This is a genomic window from Brasilonema sennae CENA114 (assembly GCF_006968745.1).
Lineage (GTDB): Bacteria > Cyanobacteriota > Cyanobacteriia > Cyanobacteriales > Nostocaceae > Brasilonema > Brasilonema sennae.
In genome coordinates this window covers 6,958,623-6,984,150 of sequence record NZ_CP030118.1, presented here as the reverse complement: position 1 = coordinate 6,984,150, position 25,528 = coordinate 6,958,623, and the positions used below count along the sequence as shown (strand labels likewise).

Below are 25,528 nucleotides of genomic sequence, written 5' to 3'. Positions count from 1 at the left end.
CCAGTCCCCTAGGGAGGGAAACCCTCCTATGGCACAAAGTGCGACGCTGCGCGAACAGGGCTGGCTCCCCAACCTAGATTATAATTTCGTTGAATTTAGTTGTTCTACTTATCTTTCTTCATGCAGGCCACAGTTAAAGGGTTTGCCTCTCATTGTGTGGGTTGCAATACGATTGTGAGTGAACTCATTCTTACCTGAAACTAATACTGCACCGTATTTCTCCAGATCAATACTTCCACCATATTCCGTCACTATTTCAGTATCAGGATAAATTCTTACAGAGGTTGGAACGTAGCGAGCAACATAACCCAATCGCATATCTTTTGTTTTTCCACTATGAGGATGCGAAGCATGCATCAGTGTTGACCAGAAAATAATGAATTGTCCAGGGCGCATTACCATTGACACGCTTTTTGATTCGTCGGGTGTCCAGTCTGGATCGATTTGTAACTCGCGGTAATCATAACCAAAGAAGCCGCGTTTAATCTCCTGGTTTTCATTTATGTTGTTGATCTGCTCTGGATCATAGTGCATTCGTTTAGTTTCGTCATAGTACATCGTCCGATGAGTGGCAGGGATGAACTGAAGGCAGCCGTTATCTATAGTGGCTTCCGTAAAAGCTGACCACACAGTTATTGTGCCGCCAAAGTCCTCAGCTTCTGGCCATACAATTTGAGGTGAACCGGAAGCATTAGCAAAAGTGTCTGCCTGATGCCAAGCTGTGCCCTCGTCACCGGGATACTTAGGGAAAAACTCAGATCGCCAGCATAGAACATTAGGACCTAGGATACTGCTGACTCTATCAACGATTTCTGGACGACAGACATGATCTGCCAAAAAAGAAACATCGAGATGGCGATCATAGTTTGAAATATTAGTTACTCCTGAAACTGCTTTGTCGTCCTTATAGACAGCTTTGCTCCGATCAAGCATAATACGGCGTTCTTTCTGCCACAATGCTTTCATCTCTTCGGGTTCGTATAAAGTAAACGGACCTATATACCCTTGCTCATGAAACTTTATTAGCTCTTCTTGAGTAAGAGAAAATTTTTGAAGTTTGGTGTGAATGTTCTGCATTATCTTGTTTCCAATTAGGGTAAAAGTTTAATTCTTAGGGACAGGGAGATGGATCGTTTTGCGTCAACTTACTTTGACAAGCTGTTGATTACGTAATTCAGCATCAACACATCTAGCTAAATGGGAAATTGTGGCTCCTTCAACCATTGAACTTAGATCCAGAGATATTCCAAAGTGTTCATTTATTCTCCCAAAAAGGCGTATTAGAGCTAAGGAGGTTCCACCGAGATCAAAAAAGTCATCATTTGTACTTGTGCAATTAATTTCAAGGAGGTCTTCCCAAATTTCGGTCACCACTTGCTCAGTAGAAGTCTTGGAAGCATTTAATTCCGTGCTAGAAATAGACTTATCTACACATGGAATAGGTAGGGCACGTCGGTCAACTTTGCCATGTGCAGTGATTGGAAGTTCTCTCAGGATAGAGTAAGCTGAGGGTCTCATGTGGATAGGCAATTCTACTCCTGCGTATTGAGCCAAATTACTGCGAAGTTCTTCAGTCGTCTCTATAGTCATACTCAAATTAGGAGTTGGCACTATATAAGCTATTAGACGGACATCACCATCACCATAATCATGTGGTATCACAACACAAGAGGTAACCTGAGGATGGCTTCTCAGGCACATCTCAATTTCCCTGGGTTCTATCCGAAATCCGCGTACCTTGATTTGTTCATCGGCTCGACCAAGATAAATGAGTTCGCCATTATCCATACGAACAGCGCGATCGCCGGAATAGTACAATCTAGCTCCCTCTGTACTAAAGGAATGGTTTTGCAAAAAACGCTCGGCAGTAAGCTCAGGTCTATTATGATATCCACGGGCAAGACCTGGACCTGCGATATAAATATCTCCTGGGGTTCCATCCGGTACTGGCTGACCTGATGAATCTAACAAATGAATTTGCAAATCAGGAATTGGAGTACCAATCGGGCTGAGATCGGAGCTTGCTAAATCCTGTTTTGTAATCCTCCTGTAAGTTACGTGAACTGTAGTTTCGGTGATTCCGTACATATTTACTAATTGAGGACGTTGATCACCATAGCGAGCTATCCAGGGATCTAATAGCTTCAGTTCAAGAGCTTCTCCACCAAAAATCACGAGCCGTAGAGCGAAATCAGTGGATTCCTCACTAGCAATATCAGTTGCCACCAATTGACGAAATGCAGAGGGTGTTTGATTCAGAACCGTTATCCCCTTATGTGTCAACAAATTATGGAATTGTTTCGGCGAACGAGTAACCTCAAAGGGAACGATAACTAGGTGTCCTCCGTAGAGTAAAGCGCCCCAGATCTCCCATACTGAGAAATCAAATGCTACCGAATGAAACATTGTCCAGACATCTTTGTCATCAAAGTTAAACCATTGATGAGTTTGTTCAAATAAGCGAACAGCGTTGCGATGCTCAATCAACACACCTTTGGGAATTCCAGTTGACCCAGATGTATAGATCACATAAGCGAGACTCCTATCATTACTAATAACCTGCCCAGAAGTTACAGGCTGATTGTTAAGTGAGGATAGATTTTCGTCAATACAAACAACTTTTACATTGAAGCCTTCTAAACATCCTGCTACACTCGATACACTCACTACCACTGCAACAGCACTATCTTCAAGTAATAAGCGAATACGATTGCTTGGGTAATTAGGGTCTATAGGAACATATGCTCCGCCAGCTTTTAGGATAGCAAGTATTCCCACGATCATTTCTATGCTTCGGTCAGTGCATAAACCAACTAGTACATCGGCACCAACCCCTAAAGATTGTAATTGGTGAGCGAGTTGATTGGCACGACAATTCAATTCCTCATAAGAAATTTGCTCATCTTTATAGGAAACAGCAATTTTATTAGGTGCTTGACGTGCTCTTGCTTCAAAAATTTCATGCAAGCATTTATTTGAAAACACAGCTGATTCAGACATTGTTTTAGACATTTTGATTTTTTCCACTTTAAGTTTCCTCCATCTGAATTAAAAGTAACGGTTCTTCTTCTGCACCGTTTATAAAAACCTCTCCAAAGCTAAACTTTAAAAGTTAGGTTTTCATAAACCCTCCTTATCTCCTAGACTTAGAGTCACGTCTGAGATGGTTTCTATCTTGTCTACAGACCTCAACTACATCTCCTTGTATTCTCATTCCAGAATAAATTACCATCAGCGAAACTGAATTGATTTACAGTTAGTTAACCATTGATTGTAATAAGGCAGAAAGTTTTTCTGCTACAACTTTTGCATTATCTAGGTTAAGTATATTTTGATGGTTAGCAGATATTTCATAATGCTCAACTCTTTCAACAAGAGCATCCCACTCAGAAGCTAAACTAGGGTTGCTTTCCCTCGCTCGAATCAGAACCATTGAACCTGGATAATATTGTGGAACGTAAGCTTTCATCGCCTCGTCATTTAGCTTGTAAACATTTAATAAATGTTGTGCAATATTTACATCAAAATCCAAGGAGACCAAATTTTGTTGTCTAGCTTGTTGCGTTACAAAAATTAATTGCTCATCAAGTTCCATTCGTCGCAAATCTTCTATTGACAAAGGTAGATTATCTGCAAAATGCTCTACTAATATAGAAGCATCGTCTATTGGTTCGTGGGTAATAGTATGAGGAGGATAAGCATCAATAACAACTAACAACCCTATTGATTGTTTTTGAGAGTAGCATTGTTTAGCCATCTCAAAAGCTATTACACCCCCAAGAGACCAGCCACAAAGTAAGTAAGGTCCTTTTGGTTGGATTGTTTGTATCTGTTCAAGATAGTGAGCAGCCATTTGTTCAATTTGAGTATGTGGCTGGCATTCAGGATTTAAGGCAATTGACTGAAGTCCGTATAGAGGTTGGTTAATACCTAAACAACTTGCTAACTCACGGTAACAAAGAATGTTACCTCCACCTGGATGGATACAGAATAACGGAGGTCGAGATCCTTGAGGTTGTATAGGAACAAGTGCAGAGAACGGGAGAGTCTGTGATGCGGCACGTATAAGCTTTGCCAAGTGTTCAATGGTGGGAGCTTGGAATAGCGTCTCAAGGGGTAAAAGTGTATTAAATTTCTGTTGAATCTGAGATATTAATAGCACAGTGAGCAGTGAATAGCCACCGAGTTCAAAAAAGTTATCTCGCACTCCAACTGGGTTTTTATTCAAAAGCTCTGACCAGATTTGAGCTAGTAAGAGTTCGATAGTATCTCGGGGTGGTACATAAGGAACATCATCGGCAGTTATTTTTGTTGTTGCCAAAGTTCTATTATCAACTTTACGCTCAGGAAGATTCTGTAAGGGTATTTGATCTATTTGCTGCTGGGGGTTAATTACAACTGTTTCCAATATTGTCTGAAAATTTTCTATCATCTGGACAATCGTGGACTGGTCAAAAAGGTCTGTACTGTACTCAAACCAACCTTTAAGTCCTTGTGCAGTATCTTCCAAATTCAGCGTCAAATCAAACTTTGCTGTTTTATCTTCAATCTCTAAGGAACTTACAGTTAAAGCGGGTAGATCAAAAGTTGGTGTAGGGACATTGAGGGAAAACATGGCTTGGAACAGAGGATTATAGCTTAAATTCCGCTCCGGTTGAAGTTCCTCAACTAGCTTTTCAAAGGGCAAGTCCTGATGCTCATAAGCACTCAAACTCATCTGACGAACTCTGGCTAATAACTCCCGAAAACTGGGGTTGCCAGACATGTTAGTACGTAATACTAGGGTGTTGACAAAAAAGCCAATCAGTTGCTCAATTTCAACTTGATTGCGATTAGCAACGGGAGAACCAACAACAATATCCTCCTGAGAGCTATAACGGTAAAACAATGTCTCAACAGCAGCTAATAAAGTCATAAATAAAGTGACTCCTTCCTGCTGGCTCAAGTTTTTGAGCGCATCACTCAGAGGTACAGACAGTGCTAACCTTTGTTTTGCTCCTCGAAAGCTCTGCACGTCTGGTCGTGGATAGTCAGTGGGGATGTCCAGTAATTTAGGAATACCAGCAAGTTGCTGCTTCCAATACGACATGTGAGTTTCGAGAACTTCGCCCTGCAGCCATTGTTGCTGCCAGTTAGCAAAATCGGCATACTGGATAGGTAGTGTCGGCAGCGAAGAAGGTAAGCCCATAGCAAAGGTTCGATAAAGCTCGGACAATTCTTGGATCAGAATCGCCATCGACCAGCCATCAGAAATAATGTGGTGCATTGTCACCAACAGCACGTACTCTTGTGTTCCTAAGGACACTAAGGTGGTGCGTAGTAAGGGAGCATTGCAGAGGTCAAAAGGCTGCTGAGCTTCTTGGTTTGCTAAACGTTGCACCTCAGCAGATAGATGTTGATTTGGAAGATGTTGCAACTCAACCACTGATATAGGCAGGATTAAGTTGGGAGAAATTACCTGTACTGGTTGCCCGTTGATAATTCTAAAGCTAGTTCTTAATACTTCGTGCCTACGCACAATTTCATGAAAACTTTTTTCTAACGTCGCTATATCAAGTGATCCTTGAATGTGAACAGCAGCAGAGATGTTATAAGCAGAGCTATCAGGCTGTAACTGAGCTAAAAACCATAGACTTGCTTGAGAGAAAGATAGCGAAAGAGGTTGATCTCTGGAAACTGTTTCTACTTTATGGGAATTTTGACCGCCTTGTTTTGATTGACGTAGCTTTTCAATGTTACTTGCCAACCCTAAAATGGTTGGCTCTTCAAAAAGACTCGTCAAGGGCATATCTATTTCAAAAGTTTTACAAATACGATACACCACTTGAGTTGCTCGCAAGGAATACCCACCCAACTTAAAAAAGTTATCGTTAATACTTATACTTTCAACTTCTAAAACTTGACGCCAAATCTCTGCGAGTTCTTTTTGTGTCTGTGTGTGAGGCTCAATGTAGGTTTTTTCTGAAATACACTCAGTGGATGACTCAATAATTGTTAGCTCCTCACACTCTTGCTTACGCTCGGGAAGCCTCTGTAAGGGTATTTGATCTATTTGCTGCTGAGGGTTAATTACAACTGTTTCTAAGATAATTTGAAAATTTTCTATCATCTGGACAATCGTGGACTGGTCAAAAAGGTCTGTACTGTACTCAAACCAACCTTTAAGTCCTTGTGGAGTCTCTTCCAAATTCAGCGTTAAATCAAACTTCGCCGTTTTATTGTCAATTTCAATAGGACTTAACTTCAGACCAGAAAATTCCAAAGATGGCATTGGTGTATTTTGGAAAGCAAACATTGTCTGAAATAAAGGAGCATGACTTAAATGTCGCTCAGGACTTAGGGATTCTACCAATTTCTCAAATGGTATATTTTGGTTTTTGAAGGTGTTTAAAACAACATCTCGAACCTGCCATAATACTTCGGTAAAGGTAAAATGATTTTCAAAATAAGACAGAAAAACTACAGTATTCACAAAGCAACCAATCAAATTTTCAATTTCAATCTGGTTGCGATTGGCTACAGGTGACCCTACCAAAATTTTGTCTTGCTCCAAATAGCGGTAAAGTAGGGTTTTAAAGGCAGTTAGTAGAGTGATAAAAAGCGTCGCTTCTTGCTGCTGACTTAGTATTTTAAGTTCTTCAACTAGGGGTTTACCTATAAAGAATGATTGCTTTGTCCCCCGGAAAGTCTGTTTTGTCGGTCGAGGTCTATCTGTCGGTAAATCCAAGACAGATAAGTTATTGCTTAGCTTTTGCTTCCAGTAGTCTAATTGAGTCTTTAACACCTCCCCCTGCAAATGATGTCGTTGCCAAACCGCAAAATCTCCATATTGAATTGGAAGAGCAGGAAGCGGTGAAGGTTTACCTGTAGAGAATGCCTCATAGAGTGCCGCTAGCTCTCGCACGAGCAGGCCAAGGGACCATCCATCGGAAACCGCATGATGCATAGTCAGCAATAGCACATGTTCTTCTGTAGATAAGCACAGGAGTTTGGCACGCACAAGAGAATCCTTTGTCAAATCGAAAGGCTGTTGGGCTTCCTCTACAGCTATTTCCATCACCTCGCCTTCCCGCTCAGTATCAGGGAATTTTTGAAGGTTGATCTTAGCCAGCGTTAAAGTCATATCTGGGACGATAACTTGGACTGGTTGGTCATCAACACAGAAAAATTTGGTTCGTAAGACTTCATGGCGCTGCACAATTTCGTTTAAGCTCTCCTCCAGCACCGCCACGTTGAGTTTACCCTGAATGCGTATAGCTGCGGGGATGTTGTAGGTAGGGGTTCCAGGCACCAGTTGGTCGAGAAACCATAGTTGTTGCTGGGCAAAGGAGAGAGGTAGTTCCTCAGGGTTTTCTCTTTTAGAAATCGTTGGCGTCCCCTCAAGTTCAATGCCCTCCTCTTGCAGCAGGTAGGCGAGAAGTTCACGCTGTTCTGGAGAAAGTCGAGTTTTGTCTGAAAAGTCTTTGATGTCTTTCATGCTTCACCTTTTTACCTTTTCTTCTGCTGAAGCGTCTTGTTGATGTCTTCGCCGGACATCGCCTCAATGTTTTGGATAATCTGAGCAATCTTTTCAGTTTGACCTGGCTTTCTTTCTAGAGCAATTAGATGTTGGGACAGTTTCGCTACGGTCGTTGCCTCAAACAGAACGTGCAGGGGTAGTTCCACCTGGAAAATGTCCCGCAGTCGGGAGAGAACCTGAGTTGCTAGTAGTGAGTGACCTCCCAATTCAAAAAAGTTGTCGTAGATTCCCACTTGCTCCACTCTGAGTACTTCGCTCCAGATTAGAGCTAACACTTCCTCTACAGGGTTGCGAGGTGCTACAAAAGTTTCTTCTAGTTCGGGTCTGATGCCGTCAGGGGCAGGCAACGCGAGGCGGTCTACCTTACCGTTGGGTGTCAGTGGCAGTTTATCCAGCAGTATGAAGGCGGAAGGCACCATATACTCTGGCAGTTTCTCTTTCAAGAACCGACGCAGTTCACTGGTTGTAATTGGTTGCTCTTGGTCAGGGACTACATAAGCTACTAAGCGCTTTTCACCAGGGATATCTTCTCTATCCAAGACGACAACCTCCCGCACCCCTGGATATTGGTTCAGCACCGCCTCAATCTCCCCTAGCTCGATCCGGAAGCCCCGAATCTTGACTTGGTGGTCAATCCGCCCGATGAACTCAAGGTTTCCATTGCTCAAGTAGCGAACCAAGTCCCCAGTCTTGTATAGCCGTGCTATCGGTTCTTGGCTATAGGGATTGGAAATAAATTTATCGGCTGTCAGATCGGGACGGTTGAGATAGCCCCTTGCCACACCGACCCCGCCAATGTATAGTTCGCCCACTACGCCAATAGGAACTGGTTGGAGATGGTTATCCAGGACGTAAGTTTGAACGTTAGGAATTGCAGAACCAATGGGCACCTCTGCTGAGGCTAACTCCGATAAGTCGCACTTGGTGGCAACTATTGTGGTTTCCGTAGGACCGTAAGTATTTACTAGCCGCACGCTATTGGTAGCATATTTTTGCCAAATTGTCAACTGGGTCTTCAGCGCTTTTTCTCCGCCAATCAATACCAAACGCAGTTGCTTAGGTAAGATACAACCTTCGGTAGCTAAGCCAGAAGCCACTTGATGCCAGAATGCTGTAGGCAGATCTAACACCGTTAGCTCAAGTTCACAACATTTTTGTAAGAACACGCGTACTGAACTTAACATGGCATCAGTACGCAGCACCAAGGTTCCACCCCGTATCAGACAGGGAAATATCTCTTCCGCCGCCGCATCGAAACTAATAGAGGCAAACTGCAATACGCGATCGCCTATGTCCAACTCATATTCATCCGCCGCCGCCTGGGTGTAGTTCGTCAAAGCACCGTGTGGAATCATCACACCCTTGGGAACACCAGTGGACCCAGAGGTGTAGATGACATAAGCTAGATTTTCAGCAGTGACATCATTATTAACAGGGTTTTCCTGACTTTCGCAGGCAATAACTTCCCAGTCTGTGTCTATCGACACGACCTTAGCTTTGTGTTTGGGTAGCCATTGTGTGATTTTCTGTTGGGTAATTAACACCGACGATTGAGAATCTTCCAGCATCAAAGCCAACCTTTGGGGTGGATATGCCGGGTCTAGGGGCACATACGCCCCACCTGCCTTAAGGATGGCTAAAATTCCTACCAACATCTGTGGCGATCGCTCTAGGCAGATACTAACCAGCACGTCCGATCCCACACCCAAAAACTTTAGGTAATGCGCTAGTTGATTGGCACGCAGGTTCAGTTCGCGGTAGGACAGTTTTTCATTTGCAAACTCCACCGCTACAGCATCGGGGGTTCGCTCCACCTGGGCGGCAAACAGTTCGTGGACGCATTGGTCAATTTTGGATTTTGGCTCGTTCCCAGGCTCCTGCCTGGGAATGCGGATTTTGGATTGATTCTGGTTGAACTCTACAAGCAGTTGATGCAGTTCTGCTTTTGATAATATCGATAACTCTGAGAGTTTATGGTGTGGATTGGCGAGAATACTTTCCAGCAAAGTTTGAAAATGACTTGCCATCCGCATGATGGTGGCAGCATCAAACAAGTCGGTGTTGTACTCCAAGGATGCCGCTAGTTCTCCGTCCACTTCCGCCATTGTCAGTGTTAAATCGAACTGCGCCACCCGTTGTTCCAGTGCCAAGGACTCCATCTCCAGTTTGCCCAGATGCATCCGTGCCCCAGTCTCGCCTAAAGCAAACGATGCCAAGCCTTCCTCATTGAGAATATGCGCTTTCTGCAAGACGAACATGGTTTGGAACAGGGGCGAACGGCTTGGATCTCGTACTGGTTGCAGTCGCTCTACCAACAGTGCAAAGGAGTAGTCTTGGTGTTCAAAGGCATGAATCACGGTCTGTTGTACTTGACCAAGAAACGCAAGGAAGGTTGGGTTTCCTGACATATCCGACCGTAAAACCACGGGATTGACGAAGTAGCCTACCAGCGCCGCAAAATCAGCGCGATTCCGCCCCGCTGTGGGCGAGCCTACTAGAATATCTTCTTGACCTGTATAGCGATGGAGCAGCACCTTAAAGGCAGCCAGTAACGTCATATAGAGGGTGGCTCCTTGGGTGCGACTGTGCGCCTTAAGTCTCTGGGTCAGATCTGCACTCAGCTTGAACGGTACAGTTGCCCCCTGATAGGTTTGAATCAGTGGTCGAGGTCGATCGGTGGATAAATTTAATACTGGTAAATGACCCGCCAGTTGCTTTTGCCAATATGCCCAAAACCGCTCTCCTTCTGCACTTGCTAGCATTTCTGCTGTAGCGCGAGAATAGTCAGTGTACTGTAGTGGCAAAGGAGCAAGGGACACAGAAGTACCATCTTTTTGAGCCTCGTACAGTATTCCTAGCTCCTGCACCAGTACTGCCAGGGACCAGAAGTCACCCACGATGTGATGTACACCCAGCTGCAGAATATGCTCTTGTGCTGACCGCGCAAACAGATTTACCCGCATCAGGGGACCTCGTTCCAGATTGAAGGGACGGTGCGCCTCTTCCAGCAGACGTTGGTTCACAGACTCCTCACTCCAAGTGGAAATGTCTTGCTTGTGGAAGTCAAAGACCCTCTGCTGGTGAACTTGTTGAACGGGTTCCCCGTAATAAGCAGTGAAAGTAGTCCGTAAAGCAGGATGGCGTTCTACCAGTTTTTCAAACGCACGCTGTAATGCAGGAATGTCTATATCTCCCTTGATGCGCACCGCATTGACAATGTTGTAAGCTGGGCTTAGGGGTGCTAGCTGGTACAAAAACCACAGGGAGCGCTGACCATAAGACAGAGGTTGTTCAACATCAGCTTCCACAACTGGGACAAGAGTGGTTTGTTGGTTAGGTGCAGCCAACTGAGTTAACACCAAGCTAACAAGTTGGACTATACTATCGCCTTCTAAGAAACTCGTCATCGGCAGAACCACACCCAGATCGGTTTCGATGCTGTGCTGCAGTTCTGTTGCCATCAAGGAGTCCAGACCCAAGGAACTCAAGGGCTGCTGCAAGTCCAACTGGTTCGGGGCTATCTTCAACACCCGTGCCACACACTCCTGAAGATAAGACTCCAATAGCGGCTTTTGGTGTTTTGATTCTATTGCTAGCAGAGCTTCGCGAGTCAGTTTATCTTTGCTCTCCATGACATAGGTATCTTCCAAAATGCTGCTACCTACTACATCCAGGCTGCCATTAAGATAATCAGCGCGGCAGGCATGACGTTGAATCTTGCCACTGGAAGTTTTGGGAATGCTTCCAGGCTTGAGCAGTAAGACACCATAAACTTGCAACTCGTGTTGTTCTGCAACTGCTTGACGAATAGCTTTCACGACCTCCTCGACATTTAAATGCCGGAGGTGGCTCCGCTTGACTTCCACAACAACTGCTAGCCGTTCTTCACCTGTGACATCAATGGCAAATGCCGCACTACAGGTGGGTTGCAGTGCCGAATGGCTCTGTTCCAATGTCAGTTCAATGTCCTGGGGGTAATGGTTGCGACCACGGATGATAATTAAATCCTTGAGGCGACCAGTAACAAAGAGTTCGCCTGAGTACAAAAATCCTAAGTCGCCTGTACGCAAAAATGAACCTTCTCCAGAGTCCTTGAGGTACGCGCGGAAAGTGGGTTCTGTCTCCTCAGTTCGCCTCCAGTAACCCTGAGTCACACTGTTACCTGAAACCCAAATCTCACCTACCTCTCCAGGTGCACAGCGAGTTAATGTCTCAGGGTGGGCAATCACAACCCGCAAATCCTGCAAGGGTTGACCCGAACTCACTAATTTCTGAGTCGCACCATCCTCTAAAGTGGCTGGAATGACTCGACTTTGTTCTAGCGCCGCTTTCTCGACGCTTTGGAATACTGGCGGCGCTTCCTTGGTACCACCAGAAACAATGAGCGTCGTTTCTGCCATGCCATAACATGGGTAAAAAGCTTTTTGTCGAAAGCCAGAATCAGCAAAAGTTCGAGCAAACCGCTCAATAGTCTCGGCACGGACGGGTTCGGCTCCGTTAAAAGCCACCTCCCAGCTACTTAGGTCAAGAGTCGCCCGTTGTTCGGGAGTAATTTTGCTCACACACAGATCATAAGCAAAATTCGGCCCACCACTTGTGGTCGCTTTGTATCGGCAAATGGCTTGGAGCCAACGGAAAGGATTTTGGAGAAAAGCCACTGGCGGCATTAGGATACACTCAGTTCCTAAGTACAGGGGCTGAAGCATATTCCCAATCAAACCCATGTCATGGAACAGGGGCAACCAGCCGACGACAATAGTTTGCTCAGTATGTCCAAAACCTGATTTGATCAGTTGTTGGTTGTGTAAAAGATTTCCGTGGTTCACCATCACACCTTTTGGTGTAGAGGTAGAACCCGAAGTATATTGCAGAAAAGCTAATGTGTCGCTAGTTACCTCCGTCTTTTGCCAATGGTCTTCCAGACCACCTGTGAGACTGTCAGTGGCAAGCCATTGTAGAGCCCCCAACTCTGGAGTATGAGTGAATAAACGGGAGCCATTAGATAGTATTTGGGCGGTAGTAAGCACTACCGTTGCCTGAGTATCCACCACAATCGCTTGCAACCTTGGCATAGGTCGATTTAAGTGGGGTGGATAGGCGGGAACAGCAACAACCCCTGCATACAAACAGCCAAAAAATGCCGGAATAAATTCCAAACCAGGCGTATATAGAAGTAGGGCACGTTCCCCCTTGGCAACACCTAATAACTGTAACTCTTGCGCGATCGCCCGAGCCTGTCTATCCAATTCTTGATAAGTCAAGCTTGAGCTTTCTGTTTCTCCATCCTGTAAAAAGGTAAAACCTACTTTATTTGGCTGGTCTAGTGCTCTGTAGCGCAGCAGGTCTATAAAAGTGGAAAATTTTAAATCATTTAAATAGTCAGTCATCTTACTTGAGTCTCATGTGAAAGTCCAACAGTTCTGAAGCGTCGGCTAGTAAAAAAAGAGTTTTATTTAAAGTTGTGAAGTCGTTTCTTGTGGTTCATTAAAAAGTAAGCGTCAGCCATTAATATCTACCTAGTCAGCCAATTTCAAAAATCGCACAAATTCATATGCAGTAAGCTTTGTGATCATTTGCCAAGGAGAAGTTCAGTTGAAATAAACTTTTTTCGGTCGTAATTACATTCCTCTACAAAGGATTGAATATGGATTTCGGATTGCCGAAAAAATAAATGGACATTTTGGCATTACAAAGGTACGTATATTGATTAATACTGTTTCACATGCCTGTTTCATGCAAAATGCAACTTTTTGTTACATGTGTTTACATATAACGGCAAGCAATGATTTTCGCGCTTACGCATTGACAAAATTTTTATGGCATGGTATTGGATGACTTGATTTGCAGAACAGAAGTTAAGTACTCATTTAGCTTTCTTTCTGTATTCTTAAGAACGCAAGTTGCTAGTTAGTCCCCTAAATAGTATCACAACATACAAAAACATGTCTAAATATTTCAAGTTACAACAAATAAGTTTTGTACTTAAGTCGGGGCACTTTTTGATAACTAGCAACTTGGGTTCATAGATCTAAGCACCCATCACTGATGCACTTTTGGGATAGAAATTGAAAAATTTGCCAGTATTCTGTTCAGTTCAACCAAGAAGATTGAGTGCGGTGGCGTTGATGCACGTAACTGTCTCAAAGTAAAGTCCATAAGTCCTAGATTTCTAAATAATGCACGTACATTGATTAATCAGGTTTCAGATGCCTGTTTTATGAAAGATATTGCATTTTTTTACATTTTTTTACATATAGCGGGGAGCAATGATTTCTAAATATGGCAGATATGCTTTGACAAAGTCAGTACCCCTAAGGGTAATTTCTCATTGAAGCCGCTACAACAGATTTTTAGGATTTTTTCCCAATAATACACGTTAGAAAGGTATAAAAACTCCACAGACTGATATTGACCTGGTTAAACAACGCTATAAGGACGCGCTAGCTAGAGAGCAACAACCATGACAGAAGAACCTGTTTTTGAAGAAAACAGCCGCTTCATTTTTAGGACTTACGCAAGCGTCACAATATAAGGTCAACTGGCACATATATTTCAAATGGAGGTAAATACTGGTAAGCATTGATTTATAAACGTTATAGCCAAATTATCCCCGTGTGACAGTTTGAATAAAAATGTGCCAGTTGCGTAAGTCCTGATTTTCCATGAGCCTTGGATGGACAACCCTACACAATGTCTACTCGTAAAACCCAAAATCTGGGTGTGTTTTTGCGGCTTAGCCTGCGAATTTGGGCAAAACTAGTTGACTGGAGGCCGCAAAAATACAAGGGTTGTCCATCCTTGTTGAGGGTTTACCCAACCCAAACGTATTCGCTGACCTCGGTTTAGAGGATGCAGAGGAACTTTTTACCCGTGATAAGATAGGCATTGTCGTACTCCACCTCCTGAAAGAACGTAACTTGAAACAGCGCGAAATCAGTGACTTTCTCGGCATTCTACAGCCAGAAGTATCTCATCTGATGAAAGGAGAGTTTCAACGATTCAGTGAGGGCAAACTACTCATTTTCCTCAAGCGACTCGATACGGAAATCACCTTGCATCTTCACCCCCGTCATGGGAGAAAACAAGCTGCTGAAACTGTGGTACCGCTTTCGGGTTGTTAGTCCTTTAGCGGTAAACAAAAATTGGTTGCTTTGATATTTTGCAGCCTGAATTTAGCCCAACCTATACACAACTAGTTTTCTGTAACTTTGATTTCATACAAGTTCCAGAATGGGCCACCTAGGGCTGTGTATTTGATACCTTGGAAGCGATCGCGCACTGCCTGCAAATTTAACCGTTCTACCAAGTGAATAAACGGTAACTGTTCCGAGGCAATTCGCTGATATTCGTAATAAATTTCTTTGCGCTTGTTCTCATCCAATTCTTGTGCACCCTTAACATAAAGTCGGTCAATTTCCTTTTCCCAATCGGAAGGTTCCCAGCCAATGATTGGAGGTTTACCGGGTTGTGAACCTTGATTAAATGCGTGGGATGCTCCTTTAATTCTCCAGATATTGCTAGCACCGTGAGGTTCAACGCCGCCGCCAAGAAACCCACCAAGGTAACAATCCCAGTTCTGGGACACTTTAAGTTTATCTATATAGGCGTTAAAAGTAAGGACTTGCAAATCAAGATGAATTCCAATGTTAGCCAAATCCTGTCTGATTTGCGCTGCCATATCTGCCCTAGTTTTCCTTTCTACATTGGTTAACAGCGTAAATCTGACTCGGTTGCCATCAGCATCCAACAGTTGATTCTGAGAATTATATTTGAAACCGGCTTGTAATAGTAATTTCTTTGCTTTCTCTGGATCGTAATTGTAAACTTTTAACCCTTTTTCTGGTGGAAGGTAGAAGGGACTTTTGACATAAACAAAGGAATTTTGCGGTTCTCCTAGTCCGCGAAAAACATTTATTTTCATCGCTTCACGGTTAATTGCATAGGCTATAGCTTGTCTGAATTCCTTTTTATTAAACCAACGAGACTTGATTGGATCTACAAAAGGTTGTCCTTTAGGATTTTTGCCTTTAGTGAGATTAAAAGCAATAAAACTTGTGCCTGTATCAGGTCCTCCGTTATAAATGTTGAAACCTACTCGCTTTTCCTCTCGTTTAAGCAAACTAAACCCTTCCGGGGTCACTTCCAAATCATCTAGCTGCCCAGAGCGAAAACTGATTAACTGATTGTCAGTAGATTCAATAATTTGGTAAACAATGCGCTCAATGTAAGGTTGAGGTTTGCCTTGAGTATCTTTGCGCCAGTAGTATGGGTTACGCTTGAATATCACTCGCTGACTTGGAATGTAACTTTCCATCACATAAGGACCGTTCCCCACAATTTTTTTTGGATCAGTGTCTGTTCCCCACATTGAAAAAAACTTGGGATTCCCATCAGAACCAGTTGTGCGAACAGACTCCTGTAGAACATGAGCAGGCAGAATTGTGATACCGCCTACCCATCTTAAAAAAGGAGCAAAAGGTTCGGGTATCGTGAATTCCACGCGTCGTTCATCAAGTTTTTTTACATTTGGTGTTGCCCCACTTTCACCAATTTTCAGAGAGTCCTTAACAGGAGTGGGAATTTTTGGATTTAAGTAAATTTCGTTGTAAGAAAACACAACATCATCAGCAGTCATTGGCTGACCATCTGACCACTTTAGTCCTTCTCTGAGGGTAATAATAATCCGCTTACCATTGTCAAAAACTTCCCAGGACTCGGCTAAAGCAGGCTCTTGCTTGTTGGTAAGAGGATTTTCATTTATCAATGAGTCGTAGATAAAGCCAAAAACGCCATATGCCGTCTCATTCAATGCTGAGTTAAAAGTTGAAGGTGCACCCAGAGTAGCAGTGATCATTCGCGGAACTTGAGCCGCTTGGCTTTTAAACTGACTGGGATTACAACCATTGAGGGCTACTACTACCAATAGACTCAGTAAAGTGAAAATCCAACTACGTTGGAAAAGTTGTTTAAAAATACTAGACTTCATAAATCTTAATGGGTTTTGTTACTTAATGAGTTGTATTTCATTTGAGTCCGAAAACTGATATTGTATCTAAATTGAGCAATATTTTAATGCTGCTGTTGCAGTTATTTACGCCAATAAAGCCTGCTTATGCAGGCTTTTGCATAGAAATCTAAGCCACAACAGACTTTATTTAGCCATCGCCACAAACTTGTTGCAGTGTGGTAAAAAATTCTGGGTAGGATACCGCTGCTGCTTCTGCACGCTGGATAATCGTTTGACCAGAAGCTTTGAGAGATGCGATCGCCAAACTCATCGCAATCCGGTGATCAGTATGACTATCAACCTCAGCACCCGATAGGGAGGTTCCGCCAGTGATTTCCATACCATCAGGTAATTCTGTCACCTGTGCCCCCATTTTGTTGAGTTGCTGTGCTGTGACAGCAATGCGATCGCTTTCTTTGACTCTTAACTCAGCAGCGTCCCGAATGATCGTCGTTCCTTGCGCGAAAACCGCTGCCACTGCCAAAATTGGGATTTCATCAATCAACCTAGGGATAATATCACCAGAGATAGTGCAACTTTTCAAACGACTGGAACGCACTCGTAAATCAGCGACTGGTTCCCCAGCCACCTCCCGCTGATTTTCCTGTTGGATATCTGCTCCCATCATCGCCAAGGCTTCTAAAATGCCTGTGCGGGTGGGATTTACTCCAACATTTTCAATAACCAGTTCAGAATCTGGTACAATTGCCCCAGCGACTAACCAAAAAGCTGCGGAACTTATATCGCCTGGAACAATCACTGTTTGCCCGTAAAGTTGAGTAGGCCCAGTGATTGTGACACTGTTGGTTTGGTGGTCTGTAACTAAATTTGCCCCAAATGCCCGTAGCATGCGTTCGCTGTGATCGCGTGAAAGTGATGGTTCTGTCACAATCGTTTTTCCCTCTGTCGTCAAACCTGCAAGGAGAATGCAAGATTTCACTTGGGCAGAGGCGATGGGGGAATTGTAGTGAATAGGTTTGAGGGACTTTCCTTGAACTGCAAGTGGTGCAAGTGTATTACCTTTTCGTCCCCAAATTTGCGATCCCATTTCTTGTAATGGTTTGATAACACGGGACATGGGACGCGATCGCAAGGAACTATCACCTGTCACGGTAAAAAAGCGCCCAGCATGAGATGCCAAAAGTCCCAGCATCAGGCGTATCGTTGTTCCAGAGTTACCAGCATCTAAGACATCAACTGGTTCTTGTAAGTTTCCTAAACCGATGCCTTTAACCCGCACCAATTCCGTATTCAACTCGGAAATTTCTGCCCCCATCGCTTGGAAACAGCTTGCTGTGCTACGGGGATCTTCTCCCAAAAGTAGACCGGAAATCTGGGTTTCGCCTTCGGCTATTGCGCCCAGCATCAAAGCTCTATGGGAGATAGATTTATCACCTGGAACACGGATGCGACCTTGTAGAGATAGAGAAGCAGCAGGCTCAATGATTAAGTTTTGAGAAGCGCTCTCCCTCTTTTCTACGGTTATAACAGAAGCTGACATTAAGATAAACTGGCGTTGACTGCGCTAGTATCGTATCGCTTTCCTTGCTCCCCCAGCTCTACTAATCTTTATCAATTTCTTCTTGTAACTCATCTCATTGATTGGCTTTTTGCCCTTATCGCTCCCATGCTTACTCACCATCGCAAGCCCGTGTGCCTATCACTTATTTCCACAGATCTACCAGTTTGGTCTGTTGTGGAAACTGCCGCAACACTCTACCAAAAAGATCGTGACAGATTCCATTTACTTTTGTCCGCACCACCTGTAAAAGACTCTCAAAGCGTAGACGACTTTCTGCTGACAAACAACACACTTTGCCAAGAACAAAGTAGCACTCCAGTTCCTAGTGGTCCGCGAGTATTATGGCTGGAAATTTCCCCGTACAGAGTGACTATGACTATGCAAGGAAATGGTCAGTTGAGTTATCGTCACTTTTGGGAACAGGGAGTTTACGGCATTACTCGCTACTGGTTACCTGTTGAATCATTACAACCTAGCGAACCTATTCGCTTAAGAAATTTCACCCGCAGCCTAACACTCGACGGACACCCCCTACCAAAGCATCTACGAGTGGAGTACGAATTGTGGGCAGGAAAAATCCAACTAGGATCTTACGTCCTTAGTTTAGAAATAAAACACTAAAGGTAAAAGTAAATCATAGAAATCCTCCTTTGCAATTATTTCTCCTTTGTTCAGGAGGATTTTTATCAGTTATCAGTTACCAGTTACCACTTACCAGTTATCAATTATTCACTGTTCACTGTTCTGTGTTCTTTAACCAAAATAGCTGGGTTCGTTGCCCGGTTTCCACTTGATATTGCAACCAATACTGGGCATTTGGTTGTCTGTAACTCGTTGACCGGACAATACTGCGTCAATAGCTGCGCGTAGATCTCTACCTGTTACAGCTTTGCCATTACCAGGGCGACTATCATCCAATTGTCCTCGATAAACAAGTTGACGCCTGTCATCAAAGAGAAAGAAATCTGGTGTGCAAGCTGCTGTGTAAGCTTTTGCAGTTTTTTGGCTTTCGTCATAGCAAAAAGGAAACTTAAAATCAAGTTCTATCGCCATTGCCCTGAGAAATTCAGGATCATCATCTGGATAATTATGGACATCATTGCTACTAATGGCAACCATTCCTAAACCATTATGAACGTAATCTTTTCCCAACTGCGCCAATTCTGACTTTACAAGCTTTACAAACGGGCAATGCTGACAAATAAACATCACAAGTAAACCTTGTTTATCAGCAAAAGTCGAAAGCGAAATCGTTTCTTCATGTAGCACATCCAGTAGATGAAAATCTGGCGCTTTAGTACCTAGTGGTAACATTGTTGAAGCAGTTAAAGCCATAATCCTAATATTTTTTTCCGCAAGACTGAGTCATATCGTTTTTAATATACCAATTGTTTGTAATTAATAAAACCTTTTTATAGATGATGATTTCTCTGTATTTTTAGTATACTTTCAGTCAGTAAATCTGTTTGAAAGTTAACGGAAATGACGTGACAGTGGTTGATTTGGAACCCGATACGGGGAACGAGGCGCATTACTTCGCAAAAGGAGCAAAGGAATACTGAGGATTCCAAAAATAATGACTACTCCAGTCATTACCCAAACGGTGAACTTACTGGGTTGATAGTTTCCTTCTTCAATTTGAGAAAAAACTTGATTGTATCGCCAGACTGCTAAAAGTAAAGTAAAAATACCAAATATTACCAAACAAATACCCAAATTTTCTGAGGTGAAAAAAGGATGTGGTGCTGGTTCGTGTTGCTGTTGAGTCAGAGAGAAATTAAGCTGGCGTATAAATAGACCAAATCTAGCAATAGCAAAACCAAAGCCAATTAGTGATATTGAAGTGCGTAGCCAAGCTAAAAATGTCCGCTCGTTTGCTTGATGCTCCCTTTGGCGGTCAATTTTGGGCATTTTGCTCATAATGTAGCAGTTTGATCCTGTTTAACCCACAACAGAACACTACCGTATTATGTCCTCATAAATACTCCCTCTGACGGGTAGCTTTGACAAAGGTAGAGAAAACACAATCGAACTTGCTAAACTTTTCTAAACAATTTGCTCGACTAGCACCAGTAGTGGTGATATGTTAAGCGAGGCGGTTTTTTTGACTTTCTGGCAACCATGACAGCAACTGGCAAGGCAATCAAATATAATTACAAGGCACTGCACAAGCCGAAAGCGCTGATTTATGGTCAAGGTCAGACAGCAGTGATTACGGGATGGACTGTAAAGGGTGCGATCGCCAAACATCTACACCCCCAAGAATATGCTGTCATTGGACAGCTCTACTCCCCGACAAGAGGAATAAACTTACTGATTCGCAATTTGCTTTATAATCCCCATGTCCGCTACTTAGTTGTTCTCAACGCCACGAGAGAAGACAAGAACGCCGGTGCTGGGATTTGCTTGCTCGACTTTTTCCGCAATGGCTTTGAAGAAGGATTGAGCGATACTGGACGACGTTGCTGGGTGATTCGCTCGCTTTATGTTGGATATATTGATATTGAAGTTGATGCTAGTGCGCTACAAAAACTGCGTCAGTCTATAGAGTTTCAAGAAGCGAAATCAATTGCTGAAGCTTGTAATCTGGTGAAGTCTTTTGCAGAAAAAGTAGCGAGCAAACCTTGGGGTTTACCATTAGAATTTCCCATATCTATTGTAGTGCCAACTGCTTTACCAGGTTCACGATACGCACACAGAATTGAGGGTAAAACTATTGCTGAAACTTGGGTGAAAATCATCCATTTAATTAAAACAACCGGAACAATTCGACCAAGTGCATATGAGGGACAATGGCAGGAATTAATTGATGTCATGGCAGTTGTCACTTCAGAACCAGAAAATTTTTATTTTCCAGAACCCAATTATTTACCAATTAACCGTGATTTTTTACAAGAATATATTTCTCAAACTTTAGACGATGCACCCAACCAAGAAGGAGTAAAGTATACATACGGTCAACGTTTGCGTTCTTGGTTTGGACGCGACCAAATTCAGCAAGTGATTGATAAACTAGTCATTGATATTGATTCAGCTAGGGCGGTCATGTCTTTGTGGGATGTTAGTAATGATGCTAACGATAGTCCGCCTTGCCTGAATCATATTTGGGTGAGAATAGTTGATAATGAACTCTCAATGACCGCGACTTTGCGGAGTAATGATATGTTTTCAGCATGGCCCGCAAATGCAATGGGATTGCGTGCTTTGCAACAACATATTCGAGATGAAATATGTAAAATCTCAACTCATTCATTAAAAATGGGACCATTAATTACTATCAGTCAAAGCGCCCATATATATGATGACTGCTGGGAAAATGCAGAAAAAGTTATTCAGTCTCAGTATACGAAAATTTGTCAGCAGCGAGATTATGCAGATCCCGCAGGCAGTTTTGTGATTAGTGTGCAAGACGGCAAAATTCTTGTCGAACAGATGACTCCTGGTTCTGGAGAAGTTGTGAACTGCTTTTTAGGTAAGTCTGCAAAACAACTGTATCAACAAATAGCAGCTAGTTGTCAGGGCTTGCAAATTGAACACGCTATGTACTTAGGGACGGAGTTACAAAAAGCAGAATTTGCGTTGTCAATGGAACAAGAGTTGAGTTATGAGCAAGATAAATCAATAAAAAAGCTGAAGTGTGAAGGATAATAAACCTAATATTTCGCCTCAGTGAAAACACTGATCTTTATAGCGTAAACAGTAAATGAAATTGTATGTAAAATTTTGTAGAAGAATATACATCTTGTTCATGCAGCTTTGAATATCAATTTTATCAGAGGTAGAGCGGTATGTTTTGTTCTTTAGAGCAAATTAGCGACATTGGGTTTTTAAATTTCTGGTAAATTCCGCAAAAATATAAGTTATTTTATATACTCTGTTATTTATACTGACAATAGCTAGTAAAGGTCGCATCTAAAAGATTATACGTATTGCATATCTCAACTCAGGATGGCGTCTACGACACATATGGTGTATGAAACCATAAAAGCCATAAATTTTGTTTGAATTGTATGAAAATCATACTCTCAAGCGCATATTAATGATGAGAATATGCCATTACAAAAGTGTTAATTAAACACTTTTCATAAACCATTGTTAGCTGATTTGCTTTACAAATGTCAGCTAAATTTGCTCTTGCTTGCCTAGTTAGTAAAGTAACTATGGCAACAAATTGAGTTAGCAAAATAACCAATTTCTTTGATTCATTGAGTGTGGCTTACTCAACGATTAACCGCGCTTGGGAATAGAATAGCCAATTTTTCACCTCTTGAATATTTAGCAGCAACTGCGACGTATCAAAATCGCGGTCAGGTTTGCTGCACTTTTTTAGGGACAACACACAATAACCACATATTGTAGCATATATGATCGCATTAGAAGTACAAAAGTCAATCTCAAATTCGCTTCAAAACTTAAAAAATATTGACGGACTAAAAAGATTATTTTGGAGTCAATTAAACTACGAGCGAGTGAATAAAGAGCTTTCTCGTCGGAGAATGACTGATGCAGTGAAGAATGAACTAATAGACGATCCTTTATTATTAGCTTCCGGGGGTAACAATACTTTCCATGTTATTTATGCGCGTCTCAAATCAGAAGACTTATCAAGACAAGGCGAAAGAAGTGTTGTCAATAATCTTCTGAAAAAACACCCCTATGCTCTTTTTGTGTTTTCTAATCAATCACAATCGCGGTGGCACTTTATTAATGTTAAGTACGACAGTTCGCCTCAAAAACGAAAATTGTTCCGTCGTATTACAGTTGGAGAAGGTGAACAATTACGTACAGCAACAGAAAGAATAAGTTTGTTAGATCTGGATTCTATCAACCCAGATGCATCACCCTTAGATATTCAGACACGCCATGATGAGGCGTTTGATGTTGAAGGTGTTACTCAGGAATTTTTCAAAGAGTATCGTAAAACTTTCGAGAAAGTAGAAAGCTTAATTCAATGGACAACCGATTCAGAACGTAAACGGTTATTTACTCAAAAGTTGTTTAACCGTTTGATGTTTATAGGTTTCATCCAGAAAAAAGGTTGGCTGAAATTTCAAGGCAGAATAGATTATCTATCAGCTTTGTCGGAAGCTTATCAAGATGAAGACGGCACTTCAAACAGAAACTTTTATAGAGACAGACTTTCACTCCTCTTTTTTACAGGACTGAACAACCCTCAAGAAATTGATATAGCTGGCATCAATAATGGTGGTTTTCTGAAAGAGTTAATTGGTACTGTTCCTTACCTTAATGGCGGTCTTTTTGAGCAAGATGAAGACGATAAAAATTATCAAATTATCATCCCAGATGATTGTATAAAAAGTATTCTTCATGATCTATTTCAACGCTTCGCTTTCACCGTTACTGAAAGTACGCCGCTAGATGTAGAGGTAGCAGTAGATCCGGAAATGCTTGGCAAGGTATTCGAGGAATTGGTAACAGGGAGGCATGAATCTGGAAGTTACTATACTCCCAAGCCGATTGTTTATTTCATGTGTCGGGAAGCTTTGAAGGGGTATTTAAAAACTCAAGTATCAGGAGAGTCAAGTGATGCAATCGCTCAATTTGTTGACGAACATATTCCAGATAAGATAAAAAATTCTGAAGCCATCTTAGAAGCATTGCATCAAGTCAGAACCTGCGATTTAGCCTGTGGAAGCGGTGCTTATATACTAGGTATGCTTCATGAGTTATTAGATTTGCGTCAATGTTTATCTGCTAACACAGGATTGGATTCCAAGAATGTATATCACCGCAAGCTAGACATTATAGAAAATAATCTTTATGGTGTAGATATTGACATTTTTGCAGTCAATATTGCCCGGTTAAGGTTGTGGTTATCGCTAGCCGTGGAATACGAAGGAGATAACCCGCCACCTTTACCCAACCTGAAATATAAAATTGAACAGGGAGATAGTTTAATTGCACCTAGTCCATCAACGACAGGAGTTATTAGGCATGAGTTTATCAACCAGTATCGCCAAAAGAAAGCTGAGTATATGCGAACTCATGAAGGAGGTAAAAAGCGAAAATTAGAACAGGAAATTAATGAATTAAAAACTCAAATTGCGCTGGTGACTCATGGAAGCAGCAAAGTGCAAGGGTTTGACTGGGCGGTAGAGTTTGCAGAAGTTTTTGCAGATGGTGGTTTTGATATTCAGGTAGCGAATCCGCCTTATGTGCGACAAGAATTAATAAAACACTTAAAGCCAACACTACAAAAAGTGTATCCGGCTGTTTATACAGGAACATCTGATTTATATTGTTTCTTTTATGCCCGTGCTTTGCAACTTTTAAAGCCTGGTGGAATGTTGGCGTTCATCTCTTCTAATAAATGGTTCCGCGCAAAGTATGGTGAGAAGTTGCGAAAGCATATCGCTGATAATTGCCAGGTTCATAGCATTACAGATTTTGGAGAGTTACCAGTATTTAAAAGTGCTGCTACTTTTCCAATGGTTTTTATTGGTCAAAATAGTAAAAGCGATAATGTTTCAAGTATCTTTACACAAGTAAAATATTTGAACCCACCCTATCCTAATGTACTTGAAATTATTAGGGAAAATGGGCAAATCTTAGCTAAGGATGCTCTAAAAGGGTCAAGCTGGTCACTAACCGATATGACTAATGGCAACCGTCTGCGAAAGATGGAAGCAACAGGTATTCAATTAAATGAGTATATCAAGGGTAAAATTTATTGGGGAATTAAAACAGGTTTTAATAAAGCATTTATCATTGATGACACGAAGCGGGCAGAACTAATCATCCAAGACCAAAAAAGTGTAGAAATTATTAAACATTTGGCTGTAGGTGATGACGTTCGCAAGTGGCGTCTTGAATCTAAAAAACGCTGGCTTATTGTTACACCTATTGGTGTTAACATCAACCACTATCCTGCTGTTTTTGCACATTTAAAGCAGTGGCAAGCTGAATTAGAAAAGCGATATGACAAAGGTAAATATTGGTGGGAACTCCGTGCTTGTGATTACTACCCTGTTTTTGAACAACCTAAGATTGTTTATCCCGAAATATGTAAAGAACCACGATTTGCATTTGATCAAAATAGTTTATTTTTAAACAATAAAGCTTTTATCATACCTTCAAATGACCTTTATCTTCTAGGCGTGTTAAATTCTAAACCCGTTTGGGAATATCTAAAAAACATTTGTTCTGTACTAGGTGACGCGGATAAAGGTGGACGGTTAGAGTTAAGAGCAATCTATATAAGTAAAATTCCTATCCCCAATGCTTCAACTACAGAACGCGAAGCAATATCTAAAATAGTCCAAAAATGCCTAGATGCAAAAGGCGTTGACTGTGAAGCATGGGAGAAAGAAATAGATGAGAGAGTCGCCGCTCTTTATGGCTTATAGGACAATAGAGAAGAGAATAAATCTCGCTCGTAGTATCAGAATAAACAAATATCGATTTTAGTCCATTAAAATGAACTTCGGCTATTAGCCTGGGACTTACAGTCCTAGGCGGA

The 25,528-nt window shown here is 42.2% G+C and carries 12 protein-coding genes; 4 read left to right on the top strand and 8 right to left on the bottom strand.

What is annotated here, in order from left to right; translation table 11 throughout:
* Window positions 1–108: 108 nt before the first annotated feature.
* The 4 genes from DP114_RS29030 to DP114_RS29015 form a co-directional block, all read right to left on the bottom strand.
* On the bottom strand, window positions 109–1,077 hold the full coding sequence (locus DP114_RS29030; protein ID WP_169265646.1) for a chlorinating enzyme: 969 nt from the start codon (window positions 1,075–1,077) through the stop codon (window positions 109–111).
* A gap of 63 nt (window positions 1,078–1,140) precedes the next feature.
* Window positions 1,141–3,012: an amino acid adenylation domain-containing protein gene (locus tag DP114_RS29025; protein WP_169265647.1), complete on the bottom strand. Its 1,872-nt coding sequence runs from the start codon at window positions 3,010–3,012 to the stop codon at window positions 1,141–1,143.
* A gap of 244 nt (window positions 3,013–3,256) precedes the next feature.
* Complete coding sequence (locus tag DP114_RS29020; protein ID WP_169265648.1) at window positions 3,257–7,477, bottom strand: condensation domain-containing protein; 4,221 nt, start codon at window positions 7,475–7,477, stop codon at window positions 3,257–3,259.
* 11 nt (window positions 7,478–7,488) lie between these two features.
* Window positions 7,489–12,906, bottom strand: a complete 5,418-nt coding sequence (locus tag DP114_RS29015; protein ID WP_169265649.1) for a non-ribosomal peptide synthetase — start codon at window positions 12,904–12,906, stop codon at window positions 7,489–7,491.
* 1,401 nt (window positions 12,907–14,307) lie between these two features.
* Between DP114_RS29015 and DP114_RS29010 the strand changes: the two genes are divergently transcribed.
* Entirely contained in the window at window positions 14,308–14,640 is a 333-nt protein-coding gene (locus DP114_RS29010) for a helix-turn-helix domain-containing protein (protein WP_169265650.1), read from the top strand.
* A 71-nt stretch (window positions 14,641–14,711) separates the two neighbouring features.
* Here DP114_RS29010 and DP114_RS29005 read toward each other — a convergent pair whose 3' ends face one another.
* Together DP114_RS29005 and aroA are read right to left on the bottom strand one after the other, a co-directional pair.
* A complete protein-coding gene (locus DP114_RS29005; protein ID WP_169265651.1) occupies window positions 14,712–16,505 on the bottom strand; it encodes an ABC transporter substrate-binding protein in 1,794 nt (597 codons plus the stop codon).
* Window positions 16,506–16,674: 169 nt separating this feature from the next.
* The gene (gene aroA / locus DP114_RS29000; RefSeq protein WP_169265652.1) at window positions 16,675–18,027 is read right to left on the bottom strand and encodes a 3-phosphoshikimate 1-carboxyvinyltransferase; all 1,353 of its coding nucleotides are present in this window, start codon (window positions 18,025–18,027) and stop codon (window positions 16,675–16,677) included.
* A 126-nt stretch (window positions 18,028–18,153) separates the two neighbouring features.
* On the opposite strand from aroA, the gene DP114_RS28995 reads away from it, so the two are divergent.
* Complete coding sequence (locus tag DP114_RS28995; RefSeq protein ID WP_169265653.1) at window positions 18,154–18,669, top strand: hypothetical protein; 516 nt, start codon at window positions 18,154–18,156, stop codon at window positions 18,667–18,669.
* A gap of 132 nt (window positions 18,670–18,801) precedes the next feature.
* Here DP114_RS28995 and DP114_RS28990 read toward each other — a convergent pair whose 3' ends face one another.
* Both DP114_RS28990 and DP114_RS28985 read right to left on the bottom strand, forming a co-directional pair.
* Window positions 18,802–19,383: a thioredoxin family protein gene (locus tag DP114_RS28990; RefSeq protein ID WP_171977777.1), complete on the bottom strand. Its 582-nt coding sequence runs from the start codon at window positions 19,381–19,383 to the stop codon at window positions 18,802–18,804.
* 138 nt (window positions 19,384–19,521) lie between these two features.
* Window positions 19,522–19,968: a YidH family protein gene (locus DP114_RS28985; RefSeq protein WP_171977776.1), complete on the bottom strand. Its 447-nt coding sequence runs from the start codon at window positions 19,966–19,968 to the stop codon at window positions 19,522–19,524.
* Window positions 19,969–20,169: 201 nt separating this feature from the next.
* On the opposite strand from DP114_RS28985, the gene DP114_RS28980 reads away from it, so the two are divergent.
* Together DP114_RS28980 and DP114_RS28975 are read left to right on the top strand one after the other, a co-directional pair.
* On the top strand, window positions 20,170–21,696 hold the full coding sequence (locus DP114_RS28980) for a thymidylate synthase (protein WP_171977775.1): 1,527 nt from the start codon (window positions 20,170–20,172) through the stop codon (window positions 21,694–21,696).
* Window positions 21,697–22,412: 716 nt separating this feature from the next.
* Window positions 22,413–25,415 carry an Eco57I restriction-modification methylase domain-containing protein gene (locus DP114_RS28975; RefSeq protein ID WP_169265657.1) on the top strand — a complete coding sequence of 1,001 codons (3,003 nt, stop codon included), beginning with the start codon at window positions 22,413–22,415 and terminating at the stop codon, window positions 25,413–25,415.
* Window positions 25,416–25,528 lie beyond the last annotated feature (113 nt).

What these genes read in the sequence shown, in the direction of transcription:
- DP114_RS29025 (WP_169265647.1), bottom strand. Translation starts at nt 3,012, where the DNA reads ATGTCTAAAACAATGTCTGAATCAGCTGTGTTTTCAAATAAATGCTTG.
- DP114_RS29020 (WP_169265648.1), bottom strand. Translation starts at nt 7,477, where the DNA reads ATGAAAGACATCAAAGACTTTTCAGACAAAACTCGACTTTCTCCAGAA.
- DP114_RS29030 (WP_169265646.1), bottom strand. Translation starts at nt 1,077, where the DNA reads ATGCAGAACATTCACACCAAACTTCAAAAATTTTCTCTTACTCAAGAA.
- DP114_RS28985 (WP_171977776.1), bottom strand. Translation starts at nt 19,968, where the DNA reads ATGAGCAAAATGCCCAAAATTGACCGCCAAAGGGAGCATCAAGCAAAC.
- DP114_RS28975 (WP_169265657.1), top strand. Translation starts at nt 22,413, where the DNA reads ATGATCGCATTAGAAGTACAAAAGTCAATCTCAAATTCGCTTCAAAAC.
- DP114_RS29005 (WP_169265651.1), bottom strand. Translation starts at nt 16,505, where the DNA reads ATGAAGTCTAGTATTTTTAAACAACTTTTCCAACGTAGTTGGATTTTC.
- aroA (WP_169265652.1), bottom strand. Translation starts at nt 18,027, where the DNA reads ATGTCAGCTTCTGTTATAACCGTAGAAAAGAGGGAGAGCGCTTCTCAA.
- DP114_RS28995 (WP_169265653.1), top strand. Translation starts at nt 18,154, where the DNA reads ATGCTTACTCACCATCGCAAGCCCGTGTGCCTATCACTTATTTCCACA.
- DP114_RS28980 (WP_171977775.1), top strand. Translation starts at nt 20,170, where the DNA reads ATGACAGCAACTGGCAAGGCAATCAAATATAATTACAAGGCACTGCAC.
- DP114_RS28990 (WP_171977777.1), bottom strand. Translation starts at nt 19,383, where the DNA reads ATGGCTTTAACTGCTTCAACAATGTTACCACTAGGTACTAAAGCGCCA.
- DP114_RS29015 (WP_169265649.1), bottom strand. Translation starts at nt 12,906, where the DNA reads ATGACTGACTATTTAAATGATTTAAAATTTTCCACTTTTATAGACCTG.